This is a genomic window from Ruegeria sp. K3 (genome assembly GCF_056531845.1).
This window is the reverse complement of record NZ_JBQFMM010000001.1, coordinates 586,063-604,956: the sequence shown is the minus strand read 5'-3', so window position 1 is coordinate 604,956 and position 18,894 is coordinate 586,063. Positions and strand designations below refer to the sequence as shown.

Sequence of the window (18,894 nt, the reverse complement as noted above, 5' to 3'; positions counted from 1 at the left end):
GGCGTGCGAGATTTTTCGACGAAAAATCTTCATCAGTGCGCCACCCCGGCCGCGACGCTTTCGTCGATGAAGCGGCCCTCTTTGAAACGATCCAGCGAGAAGGCTTCGGTCAGTGGTGAATGCCCCGTGGCCATCAGCTGTGCCATGCCCCAGCCCGATCCCGGAATGGCCTTGAAGCCGCCGGTGCCCCAGCCTGCGTTGATAAAGCAGCCATTAAGCGGTGTTTTCGACAGGATGGGTGAACGGTCGCCGGTCATATCCACAATACCGCCCCACTGGCGCAGCATTTTCAGGCGCGAGATCATCGGGAAAGTTTCGACCAATGCGCGTACCGTTTCCTCGATATGATGGAAGCTACCGCGCTGGGTATAGTTGTTGAACCCGTCCGTGCCACCACCAATCACCATCTCGCCCTTGTCGGACTGAGACATATAGCCGTGTACGGTGTTCGCCATCACAACGACATCCATGCAGGGTTTGATCGGCTCGGACACCAGCGCCTGCAGCGCGACGGCCTCAAGCGGCAGACGGAAGCCCGCCATCTCAGCCAACTGGCCGGAATGCCCCGCAACCACGATGCCCAGCTTGTCACAATCGATGGCCCCTTTTGTGGTATCGACCCCGACAACACGACCGTTTTCAGACCGGACACCTGTAACTTCGCATCTCTGGATAATGTCCATACCCATGGCCGAACATGCGCGGGCATAGCCCCATGCCACCGCATCATGGCGCGCGGTCCCACCACGTTCCTGCCAAAGCCCGCCCAGAACCGGATAGCGCGGACCTTCCAGATTAATGATCGGCACCAGTTCTTTCACACGCTCGGGCCCAATCCATTCGGTCTGAACACCCTGCAGCGCATTCGCATGCGCAGTACGCTGATAGCCGCGAATCTCGTGCTGGGTCTGCGCCAGCATGATTACGCCACGCGGACTGAACATGATGTTATAGTTCAGTTCCTGGCTCAGATCTTCGTAGAGACCGCGCGCCTTTTCGTAAATCGCCGCTGACGGGTCCTGCAGATAGTTCGATCGGATGATGGTCGTGTTCCGACCGGTGTTGCCACCGCCCAACCAGCCTTTTTCTATTACGGCGACGTTCTGGATGCCGTAGTTCTTGCCAAGATAGTAGGCTGTTGCCAAACCGTGACCGCCGGCCCCGACGATAATGACGTCATAGCGCTTCTTAGGCTCCGGCGAACGCCATGCGCGCTCCCATCCGGTGTGATAGCGCAGCGCTTCGCGCGCTACAGCAAAGGCTGAGTAGTGTTTCATGTGCGAATCCGTCCGGTCTTCGATGATTGGGCGCAGGTATGCCGTGCCCGTACATTTTAACCCTGCCGCGCAACGCCGCAATAATGCACTATTGCGACATGAGCGCCCTTCGCGGCTATTTGTCCCTTTTTTCCATGCGCCGACAGGTCTAAGTCAGGGCAACCATTTTGGAGGGACCATGCCGTTCTGGGTTCTCATCTTTTTGATCGCGCTGCTGATCGCGATTTTCCTGAGTTACACGATGCTGCGCGGTCGTCGCGGCACCGGCCCGACAGCTGCTTATGATCTGCGAGTCTATCGTGAACAGCTAGCAGGCGTCGACAAAGACTTGGCGCGCGGCGTGATCGCGAAAGCTGATGCCGAGCGTGTACGCACGGAAATCTCGCGCCGTATCCTGGCCGCAGACGCGCAGATGCGCAATGAAGACAAAGGCACCGGGCCATCACGCTTGGTTACCATAATAGCGTTCCTCGCCATGGCCGCCGTTCTGGTTGGTGGCGGGTTGGCGATGTATCGTCAGTTGGGTGCCGCCGGTTTCCCTGACATGCCCCTTTCAGTTCGTCTGGAAATGGCAGAAGACCTGCGCGAAAATCGACCCAGCCAGGCTGAGGCCGAGGGCATTGCCACACCGCTCCAGACGCCTCCGCTGGACGAAAGCTATGCAACTTTGCTGAACCGGCTGCGCGAAACTGTGGCCGAACGCCCCGATGATCTGCAAGGCCATACCCTGCTGGCACAGCATGAAACCAACGCGGGGAACTTCAAAGCAGGGTATGAGGCACAAACCCGTGTGATCGAACTGTCGGGTGACAATGCCTCGGCTCAGGCCTATTCGGATCAGGCAGAGATGATGATTTTGGCCGCTGGCGGCTACGTCTCACCAGAAGCGGAAGCCGCCTTGCGACAGGCGCTTGAGCGCAATCAGCGCTTGGGTCCTGCCCGGTATTATTGGGGGCAGATGCTGGCACAGACCGGGCGGCCTGATATGGCTTATCGCGTTTGGGTCGAAACCCTGAATGACGCCCCGGCCGGCGCGCCATGGGCGAATGCCATCCGGTCACAGATCGATGAATTGGCATTCCGCGCAGGCGTGTTCAACACACCCGACTTTTCTGCTGCATCCGGCCCCAGCCAAGACGATGTAAATGCCGCTGCCGAGATGTCGCCAGAAGAACGACAAGAAATGATCCGCGGTATGGTCGATGGCCTTTCGGACCGCCTTGCGACCGAGGGCGGGACACCCGAGGAGTGGGCACGCCTGATTGCCGCCTTGGGCGTGCTGGGCGAAGGCCAACGCGCCATCAAAATCAGGAACGAAGCCAAGGAAGTATTTGCGGGTAACGCCGAAGCGTTGGAGATGATCGACGCTGCCGCGCTGCAGGCCGGAATCGCTCAATGATCCACGACGCGTTCGAAGACTTCGCAGCATCCCTGCCCCCAATGTCAGCCCTGATGGGGCTGGATCTGGGAGAAAAGACCATCGGCGTTTCCGTCTCGGACCGGATGCGCGGCGTGGCCACCCCGCTTGAGACGGTGCGACGCAAGAAATTCACACTGGATTCCGCGCGTTTGATCGAGATTGTGACCGAACGTGAGATCGGCGGAATCATCCTCGGACTGCCGCGCAACATGGATGGCAGCGAAGGGCCGCGCTGCCAGTCAACCCGCGCCTTCGCACGAAACATGACCCGTTTGACCGATCTGCCCATCGGTTTCTGGGACGAACGACTAAGTACCGTTGCGGCAGAAAAAGCACTGCTTGAGGCGGATACGACACGAAAACGTCGCGGACAGGTTATTGATCACGTCGCAGCAGGTTATATTCTGCAAGGCGCGCTGGACAGACTGCGCTTTCTTTGACGGATCGGAAAACGCCCATGACGAATATGGTTTGGAAACGGGACGAGGTCGAAAGCCCTTGCATCCAAATCTGCGTCGTTCATCCGACCGAACGTATCTGCACCGGCTGCTACCGCACCATTGAGGAGATCACGCGCTGGTCAAAGATGGACAGCACCGAACGGGCCGAAATCATGCAGGATCTGCCGGAACGCAAACCCCGTCTGGCAAAGCGCCGTGGTGGCCGTGTCGCCCGGCTGCAAGGGTCCTGATCCGCAAGCCTAGTATTTTGGCGACCGCGCAGGCTTAAGATCACTCAGAGATTCGTGATCCCGCAACTCAGAACCGAACAGTTCAACCAGCTCGTTCTGGGTTGTCGTCTTTGCAGGTCGCGGGCGCAACTCAGCTTCCAACTCGTGGATTTCAGCCTGTTCGGGGGTGTCCTTCGAAAGAATGCGCTTTAGTACTGAGCGAAAAATCATTGCTCTTCCAATATTTAATAAACGACGCGCCACTGCGGGACCGTTCCGAACACCGAGGGGGAAGAGTCCGGAAGCTGTGTTTGAGTGAGTGGTGGCCCACAGCGACGCGAAACAGCTTGTTGCCTCTCCCTCTAAATTCGGGACAGGTAAGGACTTTTTAAGTTATTTGACCAACCAGTCAATAATAGCGCTAACTTAAAGTTGCATTCCGTAACGTCAACGCAAAAAAGAACAATGCCTATGATTGCAAGACATTGTTTCTGAAACATTTTTAGAGCATTTAGCCAGTCGCAAGCCAGGTTATTGCATTCTCGTATTCCTCCGCCGGGAAATACTGAGTCCGCGTTCCCAGAACATGACTGGCCATGCGTTGCGCCATTTTTTGCCATGTCTTGTCACCGACAATCGCTGCACGATCCAGCATCCCAATGTGACCAGCCGCCAGTCTGAAATGGGCTGCCATTGCAGTCAGACCCTGCCAACCATCGAACTCGCGCAGATCGATCAACAGGCGAAACCCGTCACGTTCGCGCAATAGCGCATCAAGATCGGTTTGAGCCTGACCGTATTCCTGTGAATCCAGTTTGCCCATCAGGCTGATCTGCACGCAAGGTCCGCCCAGATCCGTCACGTGGATCGCCCCGAGAGATTCGCGCATCCAGCGACGCGCTTCCTCCACCTCATCCATTCCAAAAACGTGCACCGGGCAAGGCAGGATCGGGGCAGCCAGGCGGACGCTTGTTTGCACCCATCCCTGGTCCGCCACAACGCCAATCCGGTCGAATCCGCGCCAATGGCTGAGCCCCAACTTGGTATCAGACCATGCGGCACCCAGATCATATCCCTTGAACTCGGACCCAACGATCGCCAGCAGACGTATGGCGTCGTGCTCTTCCAATGCGGCCTCAATAGCGGGAACAAGCGTGCTCGCGTAATCTGCGCTAGTGACCTCGCCCGAAAGCTCGACCTCAATAAGGGCACCATCTGCATTCGTGTGAACCGTAATCATCGAACCAACTCTCCAAAGCCAAACAATGGCAGGAGGTTACGGGGATTCGAGCCATTGCGCTACACCACCAGGCAACTGAGGGCGGAAATAGGCGATCATCCGTCCATCCGGTCCAGCGCTGGCATTCGGACCCCATGGTGCAACACCATGCAGACAGTGGCGGTGCAACAGATAGGCTTCGCCTGGGCGTGCTGGTAGTTCGAGGCGCGGACAGGTCTCGAATACTTCGCGGCGCGCAGCCTGATAGACATCTGTGATATCGGCCTCGCCCAATTCATGCCGCGGCACCTTCTTCATCGCGGACCGAAAAGCATCGCCGAGGATTTTGTGGCTTCCCTCCCACAGCACCATTGGTGCTGCGTCCACACTGGCCTCGGTAAGTGGGATACCCAATATCCAGGCATGAGGTTCATCCACCCGCCGTCGTCGATCAGGGCCAGCTGGCTTGAGCCCGTCCACATGCGCCGCATCTCGCCGCGCACGATACCGCGCCGCAGCCTCGCTTTCGCCACGCCGGGGTTGAGGGTAGCCCGGATATATTACCGACACCTGCCCTTTGTGCAGATCAATCGATCCAAACTGCTGATGTGCCAGTTCGATGGCCGCGCCCGCCAGTGCAGGCGAACCCGCGACCCTGCCCTGCGCATCATTGTCCAGTGCATCAACGCCAATGAACCACGTGCCATCGCAATCGTGCCAAGCTGCATGAGCCGGATCGCTGACGGACGCACGCGCAGTGGGAAGAGCGTGCGCCACCCAATCCGCCAACGCTCCATCATAAGGAAACTTTACCCAACCTAGCTCGTAAAACGTCGCTACCACCCCAACGCCTTTCTCAGCATATTCAGAGCAACCAGTGTAAGGAATACCGCGAAGACCCGCCTGAGCGGCTTCGGATCCATCGCATGCGCCAGCTTAACGCCCCACGGGGCGGTGATCATAGTCATCGCAACGACGATACCGAAAGCCACCAGATTGACCGCGCCAATGGTCAGCGGCGGGCGATGCTCCGGAGCGATGTTGAGAAATAAGAAACCCAGCACCGACGGTACAGCGATGATCACGCCAAAGCCCGCTGCGGTCGCAACCGCCCGGTGGATCGGAGTGTTATAAAGGCTCATGAGCGGAACACCGAAACTGCCCCCGCCAATTCCCATCAGTACCGACAGAAACCCGACCGAAGGCGAAAGCACAGCGCGGCGCAATCCCTTGGGCATTGCATCCCCCAACCGCCACTCGGATTTTCCCAAACCAAGATAGACGCCGATGACCATGCCAAGCATGCCGAACAGCGCCTGCAAAAACTCTGTCCTCAGAGCTGAAGCCACTAGAACACCGATCACCGCACCCACCGCTATGCCTGGCCCCCAGCCGCGCAGGATGCCCCAATCCACCGCGCCTTTCTCGTTATGGCTAAGAACCGATCGGATCGACGTTACAATGATCGTCGCCAGCGAAGTTGCTAGGCATAGCTGCATCAGCTGAGGCCCGCCATATCCAAGTGTCTGAAACGCATAGAAAAACGCGGGCACCAGAACGATTCCACCACCAACGCCCAAAAGCCCAGCCAACACCCCGGCCAAAGCGCCGATCACAAGCAAAAGGCCCAGCATCTGGGCCAGCAACATCGTCTCGGGCATCATTCCCCCATAGCGGCTCGAAGCCGTCTTAGCCTACCTGTTCCACCTGCGATAGCGCAGCGACAGAGTCCAGAGCCTGCAGGATCACTTCTGGGCCGGCATTCTCGCGCACAGCACCTTCGGAGAGCATCCGCCGCCATCCCCGCGCACCGGGACGCCCCGCGAACAGGCCCAGCATGTGCCGCGTGATCTGGTGCAATCGACCACCGTCGACAAGATGCGCCTCGACATAGGGCAGCATATTTTGCACCACTTCAATGGGATCCGCGACACTGCCCGTTCCAAAGATCAACGGGTCCGCAGCCGCCAGAATATCTGTCGGTTGGTGATAGGCGGCACGACCGATCATGACACCATCAAGCCCAGCCTCCAGATGCTGTTGCGCCTGAGCAAGCGACGTAATGCCACCATTGATCGAGATGTGCATGTCCGAAAAATCAGCCTTCATCCGGTGCACAAGACCATAGTCCAACGGTGGAATATCCCTGTTTTCCTTCGGGCTTAACCCCTGCAACCAAGCTTTGCGCGCATGGATCGTGACACGTTGGCATCCGGCCTCGCGAATTTGGTCGAGGAAAGCAGGTAGCACTTCTGAAGGTTCCTGTTCGTCAACACCGATACGGCATTTCACCGTGACTTCGACCTTCACTGCCTCGCGCATCGCCGCAACGCATTCCGCGACCTTTTCGGGTGCGCGCATCAATATCGCACCAAATGTCCCTGATTGCACCCGGTCAGACGGACACCCACAGTTCAAGTTGATCTCGTCATATCCGGCTTCAGCGCCCAGCATGGCCGCCTGCGCCAATTCCTGCGGGTCAGAACCCCCTAGCTGCAACGCAACCGGGTGCTCCTGAGGATTAAAGTCCAGCAGATGCAGCGCGCCGCCGCGCACCAAAGCAGGCGCTGTGACCATTTCAGTATAAAGCAAGGTCTCAGAACTCAGCAAACGATGCAGAAACCGGCAATTCTTGTCGGTCCAATCCATCATCGGCGCGACAGACAGTCTCGCACTTCTACGGATGTCTACAGGTTTCTTATCCGGCATATCTTGCTCATGTCATCGGAACGCAGCTTTCGCCAAGTACCGGGTATACAGAAAGACCTGCAACCGGCAAACCGTTCTTGGGTTTTGGGAGATGGTACCGCCTCCCTGGCTTGAACAGGGGACCTCTGGATCCACAATCCAGCGCTCTAACCAACTGAGCTAAGGCGGCACTTGTGAGGGGCGATTTAGCGAAGGCGTACGGGGATTGCAAGGGGATTAAAGCTGAATTCGCCAGCTTTGTTCGACCAGATCGACACCGAAGGAATGCACCGGCTTGCTGTCGACAAGCTCCCACCCAAACGCACGATACAGCCCGCAAGCGGCGGCGTGACTCTCATGGGTCCACAGCACCATCTGGCGATATCCTGCGTCGCGGGCGAAACCCATGCAGGCAGTCAGTAGCCGCTTGCCCAGCCCCTGTCCACGAGCCTCGGGCAGCAGCAGAAACAACCGCAGCTTGGCGGTTTGATCATCCAGCCTGACACAGAAAATACTACCCAAACGATCCCCGTCGCACTCGGCGATCCAGCCTTGTTCGCAAGTTGGATCGTGATCCGCGATGAATTCCGTCAGAATGCGGGCAACCAGCGGGCCGAAACTGTCATCAAACCCTTCGTCGCGGGAATAAAGCACTCCATGCTGTTCAACCAGCCACGGCGCATCCTCGGCGCGGAAAGGTCTGAGCGTTGCCGTCTCCATGCCCTATCTGAACCCATAGTCGGCTTGATTCTCAACCCATCGCGCGTTAGCACCAAAGCGCATTTCCCGGAGGCGAACATGAGCATCAATACCGAACGCGATATCGAAGCGAACCTGCAGATCGGCCCCACCGATCATGGTATGGTGCGGCTGTTCATTGAAGGTGCCGGTATTGAGATTCCAATGGATTTCGACCCCGAAGAGGCCGAAGAAATCGCCGAGGAAATCCGCGCCGCAGCCCAAGCCGCGCGCGCCATCAAAAGCTAAACCCTGGGGTCGCGCAAAGCCTGCAACCGACGTGCAGAATCCATCGCGAATTTCTGAACCATCTTTTTGCGCCGCGCCGGGGCTAGCTTGCTTTCTGGCCCCATACGGATGATTTCGGCATCATAGGCATCAGCGATGATCAAGCCTGTTTCCGCAGGCAGAAGCTCGGTCGGGAAATCCGTATCAACCGCCCAAAAGAATCGGTCACACCAGTCAAGATAGCCCTGCCATTTGGAATCCGACTGATAATCGGCGCGGCTGGATTTACACTCGACCACCCAAATCTCACCCTTTGGGCCCAACCCCATCACATCGACCCGCAGCCCTCGGGTAGGGACAAATTCTTCAATCGAAACATAGCCGTGGGTCAACAAGTGACGCGAAACACCACGGGCCAGCTTCTGTCCAGGCTGCATAATTAGTGTCATTCCGAGAATGTGAACAATTCATGAACAAAAATCAAGCAGCTTGACATAGTACCATTTGGTATCGCAATAATATGAAACCAAATGGTATCTAATAAGAGGTGCCCGATGAATACACAGACCCAAAACGCATTTCGCGCCCTGGCGGACCCGACCCGCCGCGACATCGTTCAGATGCTAGCAGCGCAGGATATGACGATCGCTCAACTAACCGAACGTTTCGACATGACCCGCGCGGCCGTCAAAAAGCATCTGACCGTTTTGTCCGACGGAGGATTGATCACCGTCGAAGCTCGTGGACGCGAACGCATCAATCGCCTTGAACCCAAAGGAATGGCTCCGGTTCTGGACTGGCTCAGCTACTTCGACCGGTTCTGGGATGATCGCCTCGCAAATCTGAAGAAAGCTATCGAAGGGAATAAGAAATGACAGACGCAGTTTTGCAGAAAACAATCTTTCTCCGCGCCACACCGGAAGTCGTTTGGGACTATTTGACTGATCCCGACCGGTTGGCCGAGTGGTTTCACAAACCCGAACGTCCCCTTGCTGCTGGACAAAAGCTTGAGATGTTCGGGACGACCAGTGGCGACCTTCTGATTTGGGGTGAAGTGCGTGAAGCGAGACGTCCAGAGTATCTTGAATATACATTCACCATAAAACCGATGGGCGGCGCCGAAAGTGTGGTCAAGTGGACGCTGGAACCCGTCGCCGGCGGTACACGCCTTGGACTGCTGCACGAGGGCTTACCTCAAGGGGCTGACGCCTTTGGCCTGATCCTTTCGCTGGATGACGGATGGGATGAACATTTCGGCAAGATGCGCACCGCATTGCACGAAACTGTTGATGCTTAACCCCTTGTGCGAACCTGCTTCAGGCCCTACTTAGGCCCGTGGCGGGTTCTGCCCTTCTTGTGACAGGTAGCATTCTGGTGGCCTTAAGCAATTCCGAGGGGGCTGGCTCTGTTCAGGTCCTGGCCTGATTACCTGGCGCCCACCTGTACATACAGGTCCTCGGGAATCAAACCGCACGGTTGACTGGTGGTCCCGCCACATATTTACCTAATAAATCAGCGCCCTGCGCGCACTTCCTGTTTGATCGGCGCAGGCTTCAAACCATGAGCAATCGGTGTTCCACCACGTGGTTTGTTCGGCTTCTCAGCCATGCTCATGATAGCATAGGCGAACTGCACACCCGCAAAGACGATCCCGTTCATGAACCAGATCATGGCCAACGCGATCAGACCAATTTCCGAACTGGTGATTAGATGCCGTAGATTGGCCACGTTGAGCGCCAGCAGCACCCCGACAAAGACGGCCGAGATCACAAAGCCCCAGATGACTTGCGTAATGTAGAGACGGACCAGTTTGGGCATGGCGAACCTCCTTGCGCTGTGATGGTGAGTCTAGCGCATGCAGGGTCGCGGTAAAGGCGTCAGAACGCCTCGGGCTGGGCTTCGCGCGCCATGTGATCCAGCACAGCGTTCACGAATTTGGGCTCTTTGCCTTCCGGGAAGAACGCACGTGCGACATCGACGAATTCGGTGATCACGACCTTTGGCGGCGTGTCGCTCTGGGTCAACTCAGCCCCGGCCCCGCGAAACACAGCGCGCAGGGTCGGATCGATGCGCGCAATAGGCCATTTGGCGACCAATGCACGATCGGTCATCTGGTCGATGGTGGCCTGATAGTTCACGGCGTCATCCACCAACTTGCGGAAGACACTAATATCGCCATCCAGCATCTCATCCCCCTCGTAGACCGCGCCAAACCGATGATCCAGAAACTCATTCACAACCTGTTCAGTCGTCTGGCCCGACTGCTCCATCTGGAACAGTGCCTGCACGGCATAAAGCCGGGCGGCGGATTTCATAAGGCGTTTCTGGTTGGCCGGTTTCGGCGCGTCTGTCTGGGTCATGCTGTCGTGGGTCCGTTGCTGTCGCCCGCCACAAGGATGGACTCGGACGGTGGCTTGAAGCCCACGCCCTTTTTGGAAGAGCCCCACTTACGGCTGAGCGCGATCAGATGCAAGGCCGCAGCCGCCGCTCCACCGCCTTTATTCATCTTTTCGGGGTTTGCACGTACCTCGGCCTGTTCGTCGTTTTCGACAGTCAGGATGCCATTTCCGATCAGCAGGCCCTGCAGGCCCATCAACTGGATTGCACGGCTAGAGTCGTTGCAGACGGTTTCATAATGCGTCGTCTCGCCCCGAATGACACAGCCCAACGCGACATAGCCGTCGTAGTTACACTGGCGGTCGGCCATGGCGATAGTGGTTGGGATTTCCAGCGCACCGGGCACTTCGACCACGTCGCAGGTTCCGCCTGCGGCCTCGATCTCGGCCTTGGCACCAGCGACCATGTTGTCAGCGATGGCACGGTAGAACGGAGCCACCACCAGCAGCAGTTTCACCGGCTTGTCGAAGCTGGGAGTCGGCAGAATGCCATGTTTGTCTTTTTCAGCCATTATCAGTCTTCCTTGAGGATCGAGCGGGTGCCGACGATTGACAGTCCAAACGCGTCGAGCCCCAGATATACGGTTTCAGGCGAGTCTGTCAGCAACACCAGTTCCTGAATACCCATCTTGGACAGGATCTGCGCACCCAGACCGGTTTGCTTGATCGTGCGCGGGCCTTCGTCGTCTGCGGCATACAGCGAATTTCGCGGCTGACGGAAAAGGCAAACGACGCCGCGCCCCTCTTCGGCGATCTTTTCCATCGCGCGGGGCAGCTCTCGTGAAGATTTCGGGCCAAGACCCAGAATATCGGGCGCTTCATGCAGGGCGTGGGTCCGGGTCAGGACCGGCTCGGGCGTTGTGATGTCGCCCTTGATCATGACAACGTGTTCGATACCGTGGGTCTGGTCGGTGAAAATCCGCAGCTCCCATTCGCCACCGTATTCGGAATTCACTGACTCGCGCGAAGTTTCAACCACCAGATTGTCGTTACGCGAGCGATAGGCGATCAGATCACTGATCGTGCCGATCTTCATGTCATGCTCTTTGGCGAAGGCGACCAGATCAGGTAGGCGCGCCATTGTGCCATCGGGCTTCATGATCTCGCAGATCACGCCCGAGGGGTTCAGCCCGGCAAGACGCGAGATATCAACGGCGGCCTCGGTATGCCCCGCCCGCACCAATACCCCGCCCCTTTTGGCGCGCAAGGGGAAGACATGGCCTGGGGTCGCTATGTGAGCCATAGTGTTTTGCTCGTTGATCGCGGTCGCCACCGTTAGTGCGCGATCAGCGGCCGATATTCCCGTCGAAACTCCCTCGCGGGCTTCTATAGACACGGTGAAGGCTGTCTCATGACGCGACGAGTTGTTCACCGCCATCATCGGCAGCCCCAGACTATCGATTCGTTCAGCCGTCATCGGCAGGCAGACCAACCCGCGCCCATGGGTCGCCATGAAATTGATCGCCTCCGCGTCAGCGAACTCGGCCGCGATCACCAGATCACCCTCATTCTCGCGGTCCTCGTGATCCACAAGAATGTACATCCGGCCCTTACGGGCCTCTTCGATGATCTCTTCAATCGGACTGATCGCCTCGCGCAATTGGGCCTCTACCGGTCCGGGGGTTTCAAAACTCATAGGGCAGCCTTTCGCACAACGGGTTTGAATGGCGGGATAGACCAGAGTGGACGCAAAGACCAGCCTGTAAGCACTGCGAGATAGATTGATATGCCCAGCGCTATAGGGCCAGCGATGAAATCTGGTGCCAACTCAGTTTACCAATCCTATGCGCCAGTTTTGACTTAGGCCTTTTCTGCGCATTGTTGCCAATAGCTGAACCTTTAGGCCGGTTGCGTGAACTTTGTCCACAAATTGCCCCAATTGGGCCCTTGGATCGCCTGATATCCTGGGCACCAGTCATTGTATAATGTCCTAGCTAGACGAGAATTTGAGCCCAGTGTCTAAGACCGCTGATCTGCCCGCTGCGAATTTCGTGCGTGTAAACGCCCTTCGGCGAAACAGGCTGCTGCTATCACTCATTGCACTGCAGATGGTCTATGCCATTGCCGTTAGCATCTATGTAGGACGGTCATATTGGGATTTTTCGACCTCTTCCCTGATTGTCATCTCAGTTCGTCTGCTTGGTTTCATGTTCGCAAATTTCGTTCTTTGGCGACTTGGCGTTGCCATGTTCGTTGTGCGACCCAAAAAGCCAATTCAATGGATGTTGCAAGATCTGCAATCCAAGATGGCAGATGTTGAAAAAGCGACCGATGCGGTTATCTGCTTTCTCAGCATCGTCGCTCTTATCCTGACCTATACCTTCCTGAAGAACGAAATACATGCTGTGAATCCGACACTCTGGGATGAGCAATTTGTACAATGGGACCGGTTTCTGCACGGCGGCGTCGATCCGTGGACTTTGCTATGGCCCATTTTGGGATCACCGATCGTAACCACTGCGATAAATGGCGCCTATCACATCTGGTTTCCCATGATTTACATTGCGGTTTGCGTCGCCTGTCTGGACCGTAGTGACCCGAACCGCAGCACCGTTTTTCTGGTTGCGTTTGCATTGTGCTGGTTTGTAGGCGGCAACGTGATTGCAACCATCTTTGCCTCGGTTGGTCCCGTTTACTACGAACCCTTCAATCTTGGCTCTGACTTCGTTCCGCAGATAGAGCTGTTACGCAATTCACACGAAATCAGCCCGGTCTGGGCGCTGAATGTGCATGAAATGCTGTTGGATGGTTATCGGAATAATGGGCTAGCAGGCGGAATCTCGGCGATGCCCAGCATGCATGTTGCCTCTACCGTGCTGCTGGCGTTCTACGGCTTCACCTATTCGCGTTGGCTCGGCTGGGCGCTGTCGGTGTTTGTCTTCATCATCTTATTAGGCTCGGTTCACCTCGCCTGGCACTACGGCATCGACGGGTATGTCTCAATCCTGCTGGCTTCATGCTTCTGGTGGCTGTCCAAGAGGCTGACGGCCAAATTTAGACCTTCCACCTGAAGGTCAGGACATCTCGGCCAGTCGCGCGACGTATCGGGCCAGAGTATCGATCTCAAGGTTCACGCGATCACCAACCGAGACGTCACCCCATGTGGTGACCTCTTTGGTGTGGGGAATGAAGTTGATACCAAAGTCACACCCGTCCACATCATTAACCGTCAGCGATGTGCCGTTCAGCGCGACGGACCCTTTCGGAGCGATAAACCGGGCCAGATTGGCCGGCGCCCGCAATGTCACCCGCGTGCTGTCACCCTCGTCTATCACAGAGACCACCTCTGCCACGCCATCCACGTGGCCCGAGACGATGTGCCCTCCCAATTCATCCCCGACTTTCAAGGCACGTTCCAGATTGACGCGCTTGCCCACCTGCCAACTGTCCAGATTGGTTTTCGAAACCGTCTCAGCGCTGATCTGGACATCATACCAGTCATCGCCCAGTGTAATGACGGTCAGACAGACGCCATCGCTTGCGATGGAAGCGCCAATATCAATGCCCGCCGTTTCATAGCTTGTCTTGATCCGTGCCCGCAGGTCTCCCTGCTGGTCCAGTTCGGTAACGGTGCCAATATCGGTGACGATCCCTGTGAACATATCATTAACCCTCTGAACCTAGCTTCAACAGCCGAGGTAAAGGCACACAGCCCCACCGGCAAGCCCTGCCTTGCCGCGAAAATGACAAAGAGGCATAATTTTATACAAACGCACCAAAAGTCACCACACGAGCAGACCGCATGATCCCTTTGGCCAACAGCCCGAACCGGCGTGTGTTCCTGTTTCTACAAGGACCGCATGGCCCGTTCTTTAACGCGCTTGGTCGGATGCTGCGTGCTGCGGGTGCCCAGGTCTGGCGGGTTGGCTTCAACGCGGGTGATCAGGCCTTCTGGGGCGACAAATCCAGCTATATTCCGTATCGCGGTGCGCCCGACGACTGGCCAGAAACCTTCAGCGATTTGCTCGCCCACCATGGTGTGACCGATATCGTGCTCTATGGCGACACCCGGCCCGTGCATGCACGCGCAGTTGAGATTGCCAAAGCACGCGGGACCACTGTTCATGTGTTTGAAGAAGGCTACCTGCGCCCTTGGTGGGTGACCTATGAACGAAACGGGTCGAACGGAAACTCACGCCTGATGGAACTGGATGTGGCGCAGATGCAGACGGCGCTGGAACAGTCCGAAGGGCATGCGCCCCCACCGCCTTCCCATTGGGGGGATATGCGCCAGCACATATTTTATGGGGCGCTCTATCACTGGTTTGTGCTGTTTCTGAACCGCAGATATCAGAAATTCCAACCACATCGAGAGCTGCCGGTTTCGAAAGAGTTTCGTTTGTACTTCAAACGTCTGAGTCTGATGCCCATTCACAGGCTACAGCGGGGTTGGGCCGCAGCACAGGTCAGGTGGAGCGGTTTTCCATACCATCTTGTGTTGCTTCAATTGGGCCATGACAGTTCGGTGCAGTACCACTCGGATTTTTCCTGTATGTCCGAGTTTCTCGAACAAGTGATCGCCGGATTCGCCAAAGGCGCCCCTGCGCATCACCACCTTGTCATCAAGGAACATCCGCTTGAGAACCACCGTGAACCGCTGCGGCTGCGGGCGCGCCAGCTTGCAGCACAGCACGGCATCACAAACCGAATTCACTATGTGCCCGGTGGTAAGCTGGCCAGGTTGCTAGACGATGCAAAATCCGCTGTGACGGTGAATTCCACGGCAGGCCAGCAGGTTCTGTGGCGTGGCATGCCTTTGCGGATTTTTGGGCAGTCGGTTTATGACAAGCCCGAATTCGTATCTCGGCAATCGATTGAGGCATTCTTTGCCCAGCCAGATGCCCCGGGCGGCAAGGCCTATCGGGCCTATCGCCAATTTCTTCTGGAAACCTGCCAAGTCCCCGGGGGGTTCTATTCTCGCCAAGGGCGTCGTCAATTGCTGCGGCGGGCGGCTGAAATGATGTTATCGGCTCAGGACCCCTATCAAGGGTTACTCTCCGATAAAGAGGCCACAACGCCACAGTTGCGCGTTGTTGAATGATCGCGGGCAACCCACTGCTGGATGTTTCGAAGCGATGCGGGTAACCTTCCCAAAACAAAGACGATTGAGGTAAATCGGCAGTGCAGCGCTTTCCTACCCGATGGATCCGGGGGGTTTCCCTTGTGGCGACCCTTGGCCTGCTGGCAGCATGCCAGCTTCCCAAATCCGGACCGAACAAAAACGAAATTCTAGCTGGGTCGGTCGAAAACGGGGGTAACGCCTTTGTGGTTGAGGTCGACGACCGTGTTGCGCGGGCCACATCGGTGATTCCGCAATACGGGTTTTCGAAATCCTTCCGCAGCGCGCAAAGCGTCGCATCCGATACCGTACGCCCCGGCGATATTCTGAGCCTCAGCATCTGGGAAAATGTCGAGGATGGGTTGCTAAGTTCCGCAGCCGGTGGCGCAACCGTTCTGGATCAGGTGCAGGTCGACAGCGAAGGTTACATATTTGTTCCTTATGCAGGGCGGCTGCGTGCAGCGGGCAATACGCCCGAACAGCTCCGCACGTTGATTTCCTCGAAGCTGGAAGAACAGACTCCGGATCCGCAGGTCCAAGTGTCGCGTACTCCGGGCGATGGGTCGACCGTTTCTCTGACCGGAACTATCGGCGCGCCGGGAATCTATCCGATTGAGCGACCAACTGGCTCGTTGTCGACCATGCTCGCGCAAGCAGGCGGGGTGGCAGTTGCATCCGATATCGCATTGGTCACTGTGATCAGGGGCAAGCAAAGAGGAACCATCTGGTACGACGATCTGTTCCGCAACCCGGAAACCGATATCGCCCTGCGCGGCGGCGATCGCATTCTGGTCGAACAGGACAGCCGCTCATACATCGCGCTGGGCTCGACCGGTGGACAGTCCCGCGTGGCCTTTGAAAGTCAGGACTTATCTGCCCTTGAGGCGCTGGCTCAGGTCGGAGGCCTACAGCCGCTATCTTCAGACCCGACCGGTATTTTTGTTCTGCGTGAGGAACGGCAGGATGTGGCGCGCAATGTCATGGGACGTCCCGAGCTACAGGGTGATCAGCGCATGATCTATTTGCTGAACCTGACCGCGCCCAATGGCCTGTTCATCGCCCGCGATTTCGTGATCCGAGACGATGACACGATATACGTCACCGAGGCCCCATATGCACAGTGGAGCAAATCTGTCTCGCTGATTGCTGGAGGTCTGACGCCATTTGCGAATGTGGCGACGCTTACGGGTAACTGATGAATGCTCTCTGAATCGGAGAACACGGCCGGGGGCGAACGCTCCCGGCTTTTTGTTTACAACGGTGGGTTCCTGTCACAGTCGCGGCTGCGTCGTATATTGTCTCTGGCCGGGTATGACATCCGGCTTGGTCTGCCACAGCCAGACGATCTGGTCGGGGTCTGGGGCAACAGCCCGACAGCCCATCGGGGCATGGGTATCGCGCAGAAACGCGATGTGCCCGTCCTGAGGGTCGAAGACGCGTTCCTGCGGTCTCTGCACCCTGGACGAAGCGGTGAGGCACCCATGGGTCTGTTGTTGGATCGATCGGGTCTGCATTTTGATCCGAGTGTGCCTTCGGATCTGGAAACTCTGTTAGCCACGCATCCGCTGGATGACACCGCCCTGCTGGATCGCGCGCGAGGCGCAATCGCGCGCATCCGAGAGCTGCATCTGAGCAAATACTCGGCCTTTGACCTTGATCTGACGCCTCCCGATCCTGGCTACGTTCTAGTGATCGACCAGACGCAGGGAGATGCTGCCGTCACCGCAAGCAACGGCGACTATGCACGGTTCCGCGAGATGCTGGTAATCGCGCAAGAGGAAAACCCCGGCGCACGCATCCTCATCAAAAGCCACCCCGAAACCACGGCAGGCCACCGCAAGGGATACTTTTCCGATCAGGATCTGAGTCACAGAATATCGATCCTCGACAGCCCGATAAGTCCATGGTCGCTGCTTGAAGGGGCCATCGGGGTTTACACGCTGTCCTCGCAGATGGGATTTGAGGCGATATTGGCCGGGCACAAACCTCGCGTGTTCGGGCAACCATTCTACGCTGGGTGGGGGCTGACGCAAGATGATGCACCCCTGCTCCGTCGCCAACGGAATCTTACGCGGGCGCAGCTTTTTGCAGCTGCGATGATCTTGTATCCGCGTTGGTATGATCCCTACAATGATCGCCTGTGCGAATTGGAATGCGTGCTCGATACGCTTGAGGCGCAAACCCGGGCCTGGCGGCAGGACCACAAAGGCTGGACCGCCTCCGGGATGCGGGTATGGAAACGCCGCCACCTGCAACGCATTTTCGGCCAGCACCATAAGGTGCGTTTCGTGGCCGAGCAGCCAGAGAACACCAAACAACCCCATATGGTCTGGGCCAGCCGGGCCGGTGAGACGCTGAATGCAACCCGGATTGAGGATGGCTTTTTACGATCCCGCGGGTTGGGCGCGGAGCTGGTTCCACCGCTGTCGCTGGTGACCGATGATATCGGCATCTACTACGATCCAACGCATCCCAGCCGCCTGGAAGAATGGATCACCACGCGCGAAACCTTGCGCCCTGATCAGAGGCTCCGCGCCGAGCGGCTGACAGCCCGGCTGCTGACCGAGGGCCTAAGCAAGTACAACATCGGCCACCCCGCCCCGGACCTACCGACGGGGCATCGTATTCTGGTGCCAGGTCAGGTAGAAGATGACGCCTCGATCCGGCTGGGAACAAGCAATATCCGCACCAATCTCGATCTGCTGCGCGCGGCGCGCGAGGCCAATCCCGACGCTGTGTTGATCTATAAACCTCATCCGGATGTCGAAGCTGGTCTGCGCGACGGCAAGATCGAAACTGATCTGGCCGATGTCATTGTAGAAGGCACCGATCCTGCCACCCTGCTTGGACAGGTGGATGAAGTCTGGACTATGACCTCTCTGCTGGGGTTCGAGGCTTTGCTGCGCGGCGTCCGGGTCACCACACTCGGCGCACCGTTCTACGCCGGTTGGGGGCTGACAACGGATCTGGGGGCAGTGCCTGCGCGACGTGGCGTGCGGCCTTCGTTGATGGGATTGGTGCACGCAACGCTGATCGACTACCCGCGCTATCTCGATCCGGTGACAGGACAGAACTGCCCCGTCGAAATCGCGGTCGAACGGCTTGCGCAGGGTACGTCATCCCCTACCGGACCCGTAAATCGCATCTTGTCCAAATTTCAGGGCGCACTGGCGACGCATGCGCATTGGTGGCGCTGAAG

At 57.4% G+C, this 18,894-nt stretch carries 23 protein-coding genes and 1 tRNA gene; 10 read left to right on the top strand and 14 right to left on the bottom strand.

Going from position 1 to position 18,894, the window contains the following annotated elements:
• Positions 1-32 precede the first annotated feature (32 nt).
• Positions 33-1,277: a sarcosine oxidase subunit beta family protein gene (locus ACR0MP_RS02985; RefSeq protein WP_170396345.1), complete on the bottom strand. Its 1,245-nt coding sequence runs from the start codon at positions 1,275-1,277 to the stop codon at positions 33-35.
• A 178-nt stretch (positions 1,278-1,455) separates the two neighbouring features.
• Between ACR0MP_RS02985 and ccmI the strand changes: the two genes are divergently transcribed.
• The 3 genes from ccmI to ACR0MP_RS02970 are packed head-to-tail and all read left to right on the top strand — an operon-like array spanning position 1,456 to position 3,388.
• Positions 1,456-2,676 carry a c-type cytochrome biogenesis protein CcmI gene (gene ccmI, locus ACR0MP_RS02980; RefSeq protein ID WP_170403284.1) on the top strand — a complete coding sequence of 407 codons (1,221 nt, stop codon included), beginning with the start codon at positions 1,456-1,458 and terminating at the stop codon, positions 2,674-2,676.
• Positions 2,673-3,137 carry a Holliday junction resolvase RuvX gene (ruvX, locus tag ACR0MP_RS02975; RefSeq protein WP_170403288.1) on the top strand — a complete coding sequence of 155 codons (465 nt, stop codon included), beginning with the start codon at positions 2,673-2,675 and terminating at the stop codon, positions 3,135-3,137. Before ccmI ends, ruvX begins: the two co-directional genes overlap by 4 nt.
• A 17-nt stretch (positions 3,138-3,154) precedes the next feature.
• Positions 3,155-3,388, top strand: a complete 234-nt coding sequence (locus ACR0MP_RS02970; protein ID WP_170403291.1) for a DUF1289 domain-containing protein — start codon at positions 3,155-3,157, stop codon at positions 3,386-3,388.
• A gap of 9 nt (positions 3,389-3,397) precedes the next feature.
• On the opposite strand, the gene ACR0MP_RS02965 is transcribed toward ACR0MP_RS02970, so the two are convergent.
• From ACR0MP_RS02965 to ACR0MP_RS02935, 7 genes are all read right to left on the bottom strand, one after another.
• Positions 3,398-3,598, bottom strand: coding sequence for a hypothetical protein (locus ACR0MP_RS02965; RefSeq protein WP_480885783.1), 201 nt, complete (start codon positions 3,596-3,598; stop codon positions 3,398-3,400).
• 280 nt (positions 3,599-3,878) lie between these two features.
• On the bottom strand, positions 3,879-4,607 hold the full coding sequence (locus ACR0MP_RS02960) for a SpoIIAA family protein (RefSeq protein ID WP_170403297.1): 729 nt from the start codon (positions 4,605-4,607) through the stop codon (positions 3,879-3,881).
• 36 nt (positions 4,608-4,643) lie between these two features.
• Positions 4,644-5,429: a hypothetical protein gene (locus ACR0MP_RS02955; protein WP_170403300.1), complete on the bottom strand. Its 786-nt coding sequence runs from the start codon at positions 5,427-5,429 to the stop codon at positions 4,644-4,646.
• Positions 5,423-6,247, bottom strand: a complete 825-nt coding sequence (locus ACR0MP_RS02950) for a sulfite exporter TauE/SafE family protein (RefSeq protein ID WP_480885781.1) — start codon at positions 6,245-6,247, stop codon at positions 5,423-5,425. The genes ACR0MP_RS02955 and ACR0MP_RS02950 overlap by 7 nt, the downstream gene beginning before the upstream one ends.
• Positions 6,248-6,275: 28 nt before the next feature.
• A complete protein-coding gene (gene dusA, locus ACR0MP_RS02945; protein ID WP_170403303.1) occupies positions 6,276-7,295 on the bottom strand; it encodes a tRNA dihydrouridine(20/20a) synthase DusA in 1,020 nt (339 codons plus the stop codon).
• Positions 7,296-7,387: 92 nt separating this feature from the next.
• Positions 7,388-7,464, bottom strand: a tRNA-His gene (locus tag ACR0MP_RS02940).
• 47 nt (positions 7,465-7,511) lie between these two features.
• Positions 7,512-7,994: a GNAT family N-acetyltransferase gene (locus ACR0MP_RS02935; protein ID WP_170403306.1), complete on the bottom strand. Its 483-nt coding sequence runs from the start codon at positions 7,992-7,994 to the stop codon at positions 7,512-7,514.
• Positions 7,995-8,072: 78 nt separating this feature from the next.
• On the opposite strand from ACR0MP_RS02935, the gene ACR0MP_RS02930 reads away from it, so the two are divergent.
• Positions 8,073-8,261 (top strand): DUF6324 family protein, encoded by a 189-nt coding sequence (locus ACR0MP_RS02930; RefSeq protein ID WP_170396325.1) that lies wholly within the window; start codon positions 8,073-8,075, stop codon positions 8,259-8,261.
• On the opposite strand, the gene ACR0MP_RS02925 is transcribed toward ACR0MP_RS02930, so the two are convergent.
• Positions 8,258-8,677 carry an MmcB family DNA repair protein gene (locus ACR0MP_RS02925; protein ID WP_480436653.1) on the bottom strand — a complete coding sequence of 140 codons (420 nt, stop codon included), beginning with the start codon at positions 8,675-8,677 and terminating at the stop codon, positions 8,258-8,260. The two genes, ACR0MP_RS02930 and ACR0MP_RS02925, sit on opposite strands and share 4 nt — an antisense overlap.
• Before the next feature lie 117 nt (positions 8,678-8,794).
• Between ACR0MP_RS02925 and ACR0MP_RS02920 the strand changes: the two genes are divergently transcribed.
• Together ACR0MP_RS02920 and ACR0MP_RS02915 are read left to right on the top strand one after the other, a co-directional pair.
• Positions 8,795-9,115 (top strand): metalloregulator ArsR/SmtB family transcription factor, encoded by a 321-nt coding sequence (locus ACR0MP_RS02920; protein WP_170396321.1) that lies wholly within the window; start codon positions 8,795-8,797, stop codon positions 9,113-9,115.
• On the top strand, positions 9,112-9,537 hold the full coding sequence (locus ACR0MP_RS02915; protein WP_170626627.1) for an SRPBCC family protein: 426 nt from the start codon (positions 9,112-9,114) through the stop codon (positions 9,535-9,537). The genes ACR0MP_RS02920 and ACR0MP_RS02915 overlap by 4 nt, the downstream gene beginning before the upstream one ends.
• Positions 9,538-9,752: 215 nt before the next feature.
• Here the strand turns inward: ACR0MP_RS02915 and ACR0MP_RS02910 are convergent, their stop codons facing one another.
• The 4 genes from ACR0MP_RS02910 to ribB are packed head-to-tail and all read right to left on the bottom strand — an operon-like array spanning position 9,753 to position 12,272.
• The gene (locus ACR0MP_RS02910; RefSeq protein ID WP_170403312.1) at positions 9,753-10,058 is read right to left on the bottom strand and encodes a hypothetical protein; all 306 of its coding nucleotides are present in this window, start codon (positions 10,056-10,058) and stop codon (positions 9,753-9,755) included.
• A gap of 59 nt (positions 10,059-10,117) precedes the next feature.
• Entirely contained in the window at positions 10,118-10,600 is a 483-nt protein-coding gene (nusB, locus tag ACR0MP_RS02905) for a transcription antitermination factor NusB (RefSeq protein ID WP_480885779.1), read from the bottom strand.
• The gene (locus ACR0MP_RS02900; protein ID WP_170396313.1) at positions 10,597-11,148 is read right to left on the bottom strand and encodes a 6,7-dimethyl-8-ribityllumazine synthase; all 552 of its coding nucleotides are present in this window, start codon (positions 11,146-11,148) and stop codon (positions 10,597-10,599) included. Before ACR0MP_RS02900 ends, nusB begins: the two co-directional genes overlap by 4 nt.
• Before the next feature lie 2 nt (positions 11,149-11,150).
• The gene (gene ribB, locus ACR0MP_RS02895; RefSeq protein ID WP_480885777.1) at positions 11,151-12,272 is read right to left on the bottom strand and encodes a 3,4-dihydroxy-2-butanone-4-phosphate synthase; all 1,122 of its coding nucleotides are present in this window, start codon (positions 12,270-12,272) and stop codon (positions 11,151-11,153) included.
• A 319-nt stretch (positions 12,273-12,591) separates the two neighbouring features.
• On the opposite strand from ribB, the gene ACR0MP_RS02890 reads away from it, so the two are divergent.
• Positions 12,592-13,647 carry a phosphatase PAP2 family protein gene (locus ACR0MP_RS02890; RefSeq protein WP_480885775.1) on the top strand — a complete coding sequence of 352 codons (1,056 nt, stop codon included), beginning with the start codon at positions 12,592-12,594 and terminating at the stop codon, positions 13,645-13,647.
• A 3-nt stretch (positions 13,648-13,650) separates the two neighbouring features.
• Here the strand turns inward: ACR0MP_RS02890 and ACR0MP_RS02885 are convergent, their stop codons facing one another.
• Positions 13,651-14,238, bottom strand: a complete 588-nt coding sequence (locus tag ACR0MP_RS02885) for a riboflavin synthase (RefSeq protein ID WP_170612455.1) — start codon at positions 14,236-14,238, stop codon at positions 13,651-13,653.
• A gap of 140 nt (positions 14,239-14,378) precedes the next feature.
• On the opposite strand from ACR0MP_RS02885, the gene ACR0MP_RS02880 reads away from it, so the two are divergent.
• The 3 genes from ACR0MP_RS02880 (at position 14,379) to ACR0MP_RS02870 (ending at position 18,892) form a co-directional block, all read left to right on the top strand.
• Positions 14,379-15,677, top strand: coding sequence for a capsule biosynthesis protein (locus tag ACR0MP_RS02880; RefSeq protein ID WP_480885773.1), 1,299 nt, complete (start codon positions 14,379-14,381; stop codon positions 15,675-15,677).
• A gap of 80 nt (positions 15,678-15,757) precedes the next feature.
• Positions 15,758-16,891, top strand: coding sequence for a polysaccharide biosynthesis/export family protein (locus ACR0MP_RS02875; RefSeq protein ID WP_170396306.1), 1,134 nt, complete (start codon positions 15,758-15,760; stop codon positions 16,889-16,891).
• A 3-nt stretch (positions 16,892-16,894) separates the two neighbouring features.
• Positions 16,895-18,892, top strand: a complete 1,998-nt coding sequence (locus tag ACR0MP_RS02870) for a capsular polysaccharide biosynthesis protein (protein ID WP_480885771.1) — start codon at positions 16,895-16,897, stop codon at positions 18,890-18,892.
• Positions 18,893-18,894: the final 2 nt, after the last annotated feature.

What these genes read in the sequence shown, in the direction of transcription:
- ACR0MP_RS02985 (WP_170396345.1), bottom strand. Translation starts at nt 1,277, where the DNA reads ATGAAACACTACTCAGCCTTTGCTGTAGCGCGCGAAGCGCTGCGCTAT.
- ccmI (WP_170403284.1), top strand. Translation starts at nt 1,456, where the DNA reads ATGCCGTTCTGGGTTCTCATCTTTTTGATCGCGCTGCTGATCGCGATT.
- ruvX (WP_170403288.1), top strand. Translation starts at nt 2,673, where the DNA reads ATGATCCACGACGCGTTCGAAGACTTCGCAGCATCCCTGCCCCCAATG.
- ACR0MP_RS02970 (WP_170403291.1), top strand. Translation starts at nt 3,155, where the DNA reads ATGACGAATATGGTTTGGAAACGGGACGAGGTCGAAAGCCCTTGCATC.
- ACR0MP_RS02965 (WP_480885783.1), bottom strand. Translation starts at nt 3,598, where the DNA reads ATGATTTTTCGCTCAGTACTAAAGCGCATTCTTTCGAAGGACACCCCC.
- ACR0MP_RS02960 (WP_170403297.1), bottom strand. Translation starts at nt 4,607, where the DNA reads ATGATTACGGTTCACACGAATGCAGATGGTGCCCTTATTGAGGTCGAG.
- ACR0MP_RS02950 (WP_480885781.1), bottom strand. Translation starts at nt 6,247, where the DNA reads ATGCCCGAGACGATGTTGCTGGCCCAGATGCTGGGCCTTTTGCTTGTG.
- dusA (WP_170403303.1), bottom strand. Translation starts at nt 7,295, where the DNA reads ATGCCGGATAAGAAACCTGTAGACATCCGTAGAAGTGCGAGACTGTCT.
- ACR0MP_RS02935 (WP_170403306.1), bottom strand. Translation starts at nt 7,994, where the DNA reads ATGGAGACGGCAACGCTCAGACCTTTCCGCGCCGAGGATGCGCCGTGG.
- ACR0MP_RS02930 (WP_170396325.1), top strand. Translation starts at nt 8,073, where the DNA reads ATGAGCATCAATACCGAACGCGATATCGAAGCGAACCTGCAGATCGGC.
- ACR0MP_RS02925 (WP_480436653.1), bottom strand. Translation starts at nt 8,677, where the DNA reads ATGCAGCCTGGACAGAAGCTGGCCCGTGGTGTTTCGCGTCACTTGTTG.
- ACR0MP_RS02920 (WP_170396321.1), top strand. Translation starts at nt 8,795, where the DNA reads ATGAATACACAGACCCAAAACGCATTTCGCGCCCTGGCGGACCCGACC.
- ACR0MP_RS02915 (WP_170626627.1), top strand. Translation starts at nt 9,112, where the DNA reads ATGACAGACGCAGTTTTGCAGAAAACAATCTTTCTCCGCGCCACACCG.
- ACR0MP_RS02910 (WP_170403312.1), bottom strand. Translation starts at nt 10,058, where the DNA reads ATGCCCAAACTGGTCCGTCTCTACATTACGCAAGTCATCTGGGGCTTT.
- nusB (WP_480885779.1), bottom strand. Translation starts at nt 10,600, where the DNA reads ATGACCCAGACAGACGCGCCGAAACCGGCCAACCAGAAACGCCTTATG.
- ACR0MP_RS02900 (WP_170396313.1), bottom strand. Translation starts at nt 11,148, where the DNA reads ATGGCTGAAAAAGACAAACATGGCATTCTGCCGACTCCCAGCTTCGAC.
- ribB (WP_480885777.1), bottom strand. Translation starts at nt 12,272, where the DNA reads ATGAGTTTTGAAACCCCCGGACCGGTAGAGGCCCAATTGCGCGAGGCG.
- ACR0MP_RS02885 (WP_170612455.1), bottom strand. Translation starts at nt 14,238, where the DNA reads ATGTTCACAGGGATCGTCACCGATATTGGCACCGTTACCGAACTGGAC.
- ACR0MP_RS02880 (WP_480885773.1), top strand. Translation starts at nt 14,379, where the DNA reads ATGATCCCTTTGGCCAACAGCCCGAACCGGCGTGTGTTCCTGTTTCTA.
- ACR0MP_RS02870 (WP_480885771.1), top strand. Translation starts at nt 16,895, where the DNA reads ATGCTCTCTGAATCGGAGAACACGGCCGGGGGCGAACGCTCCCGGCTT.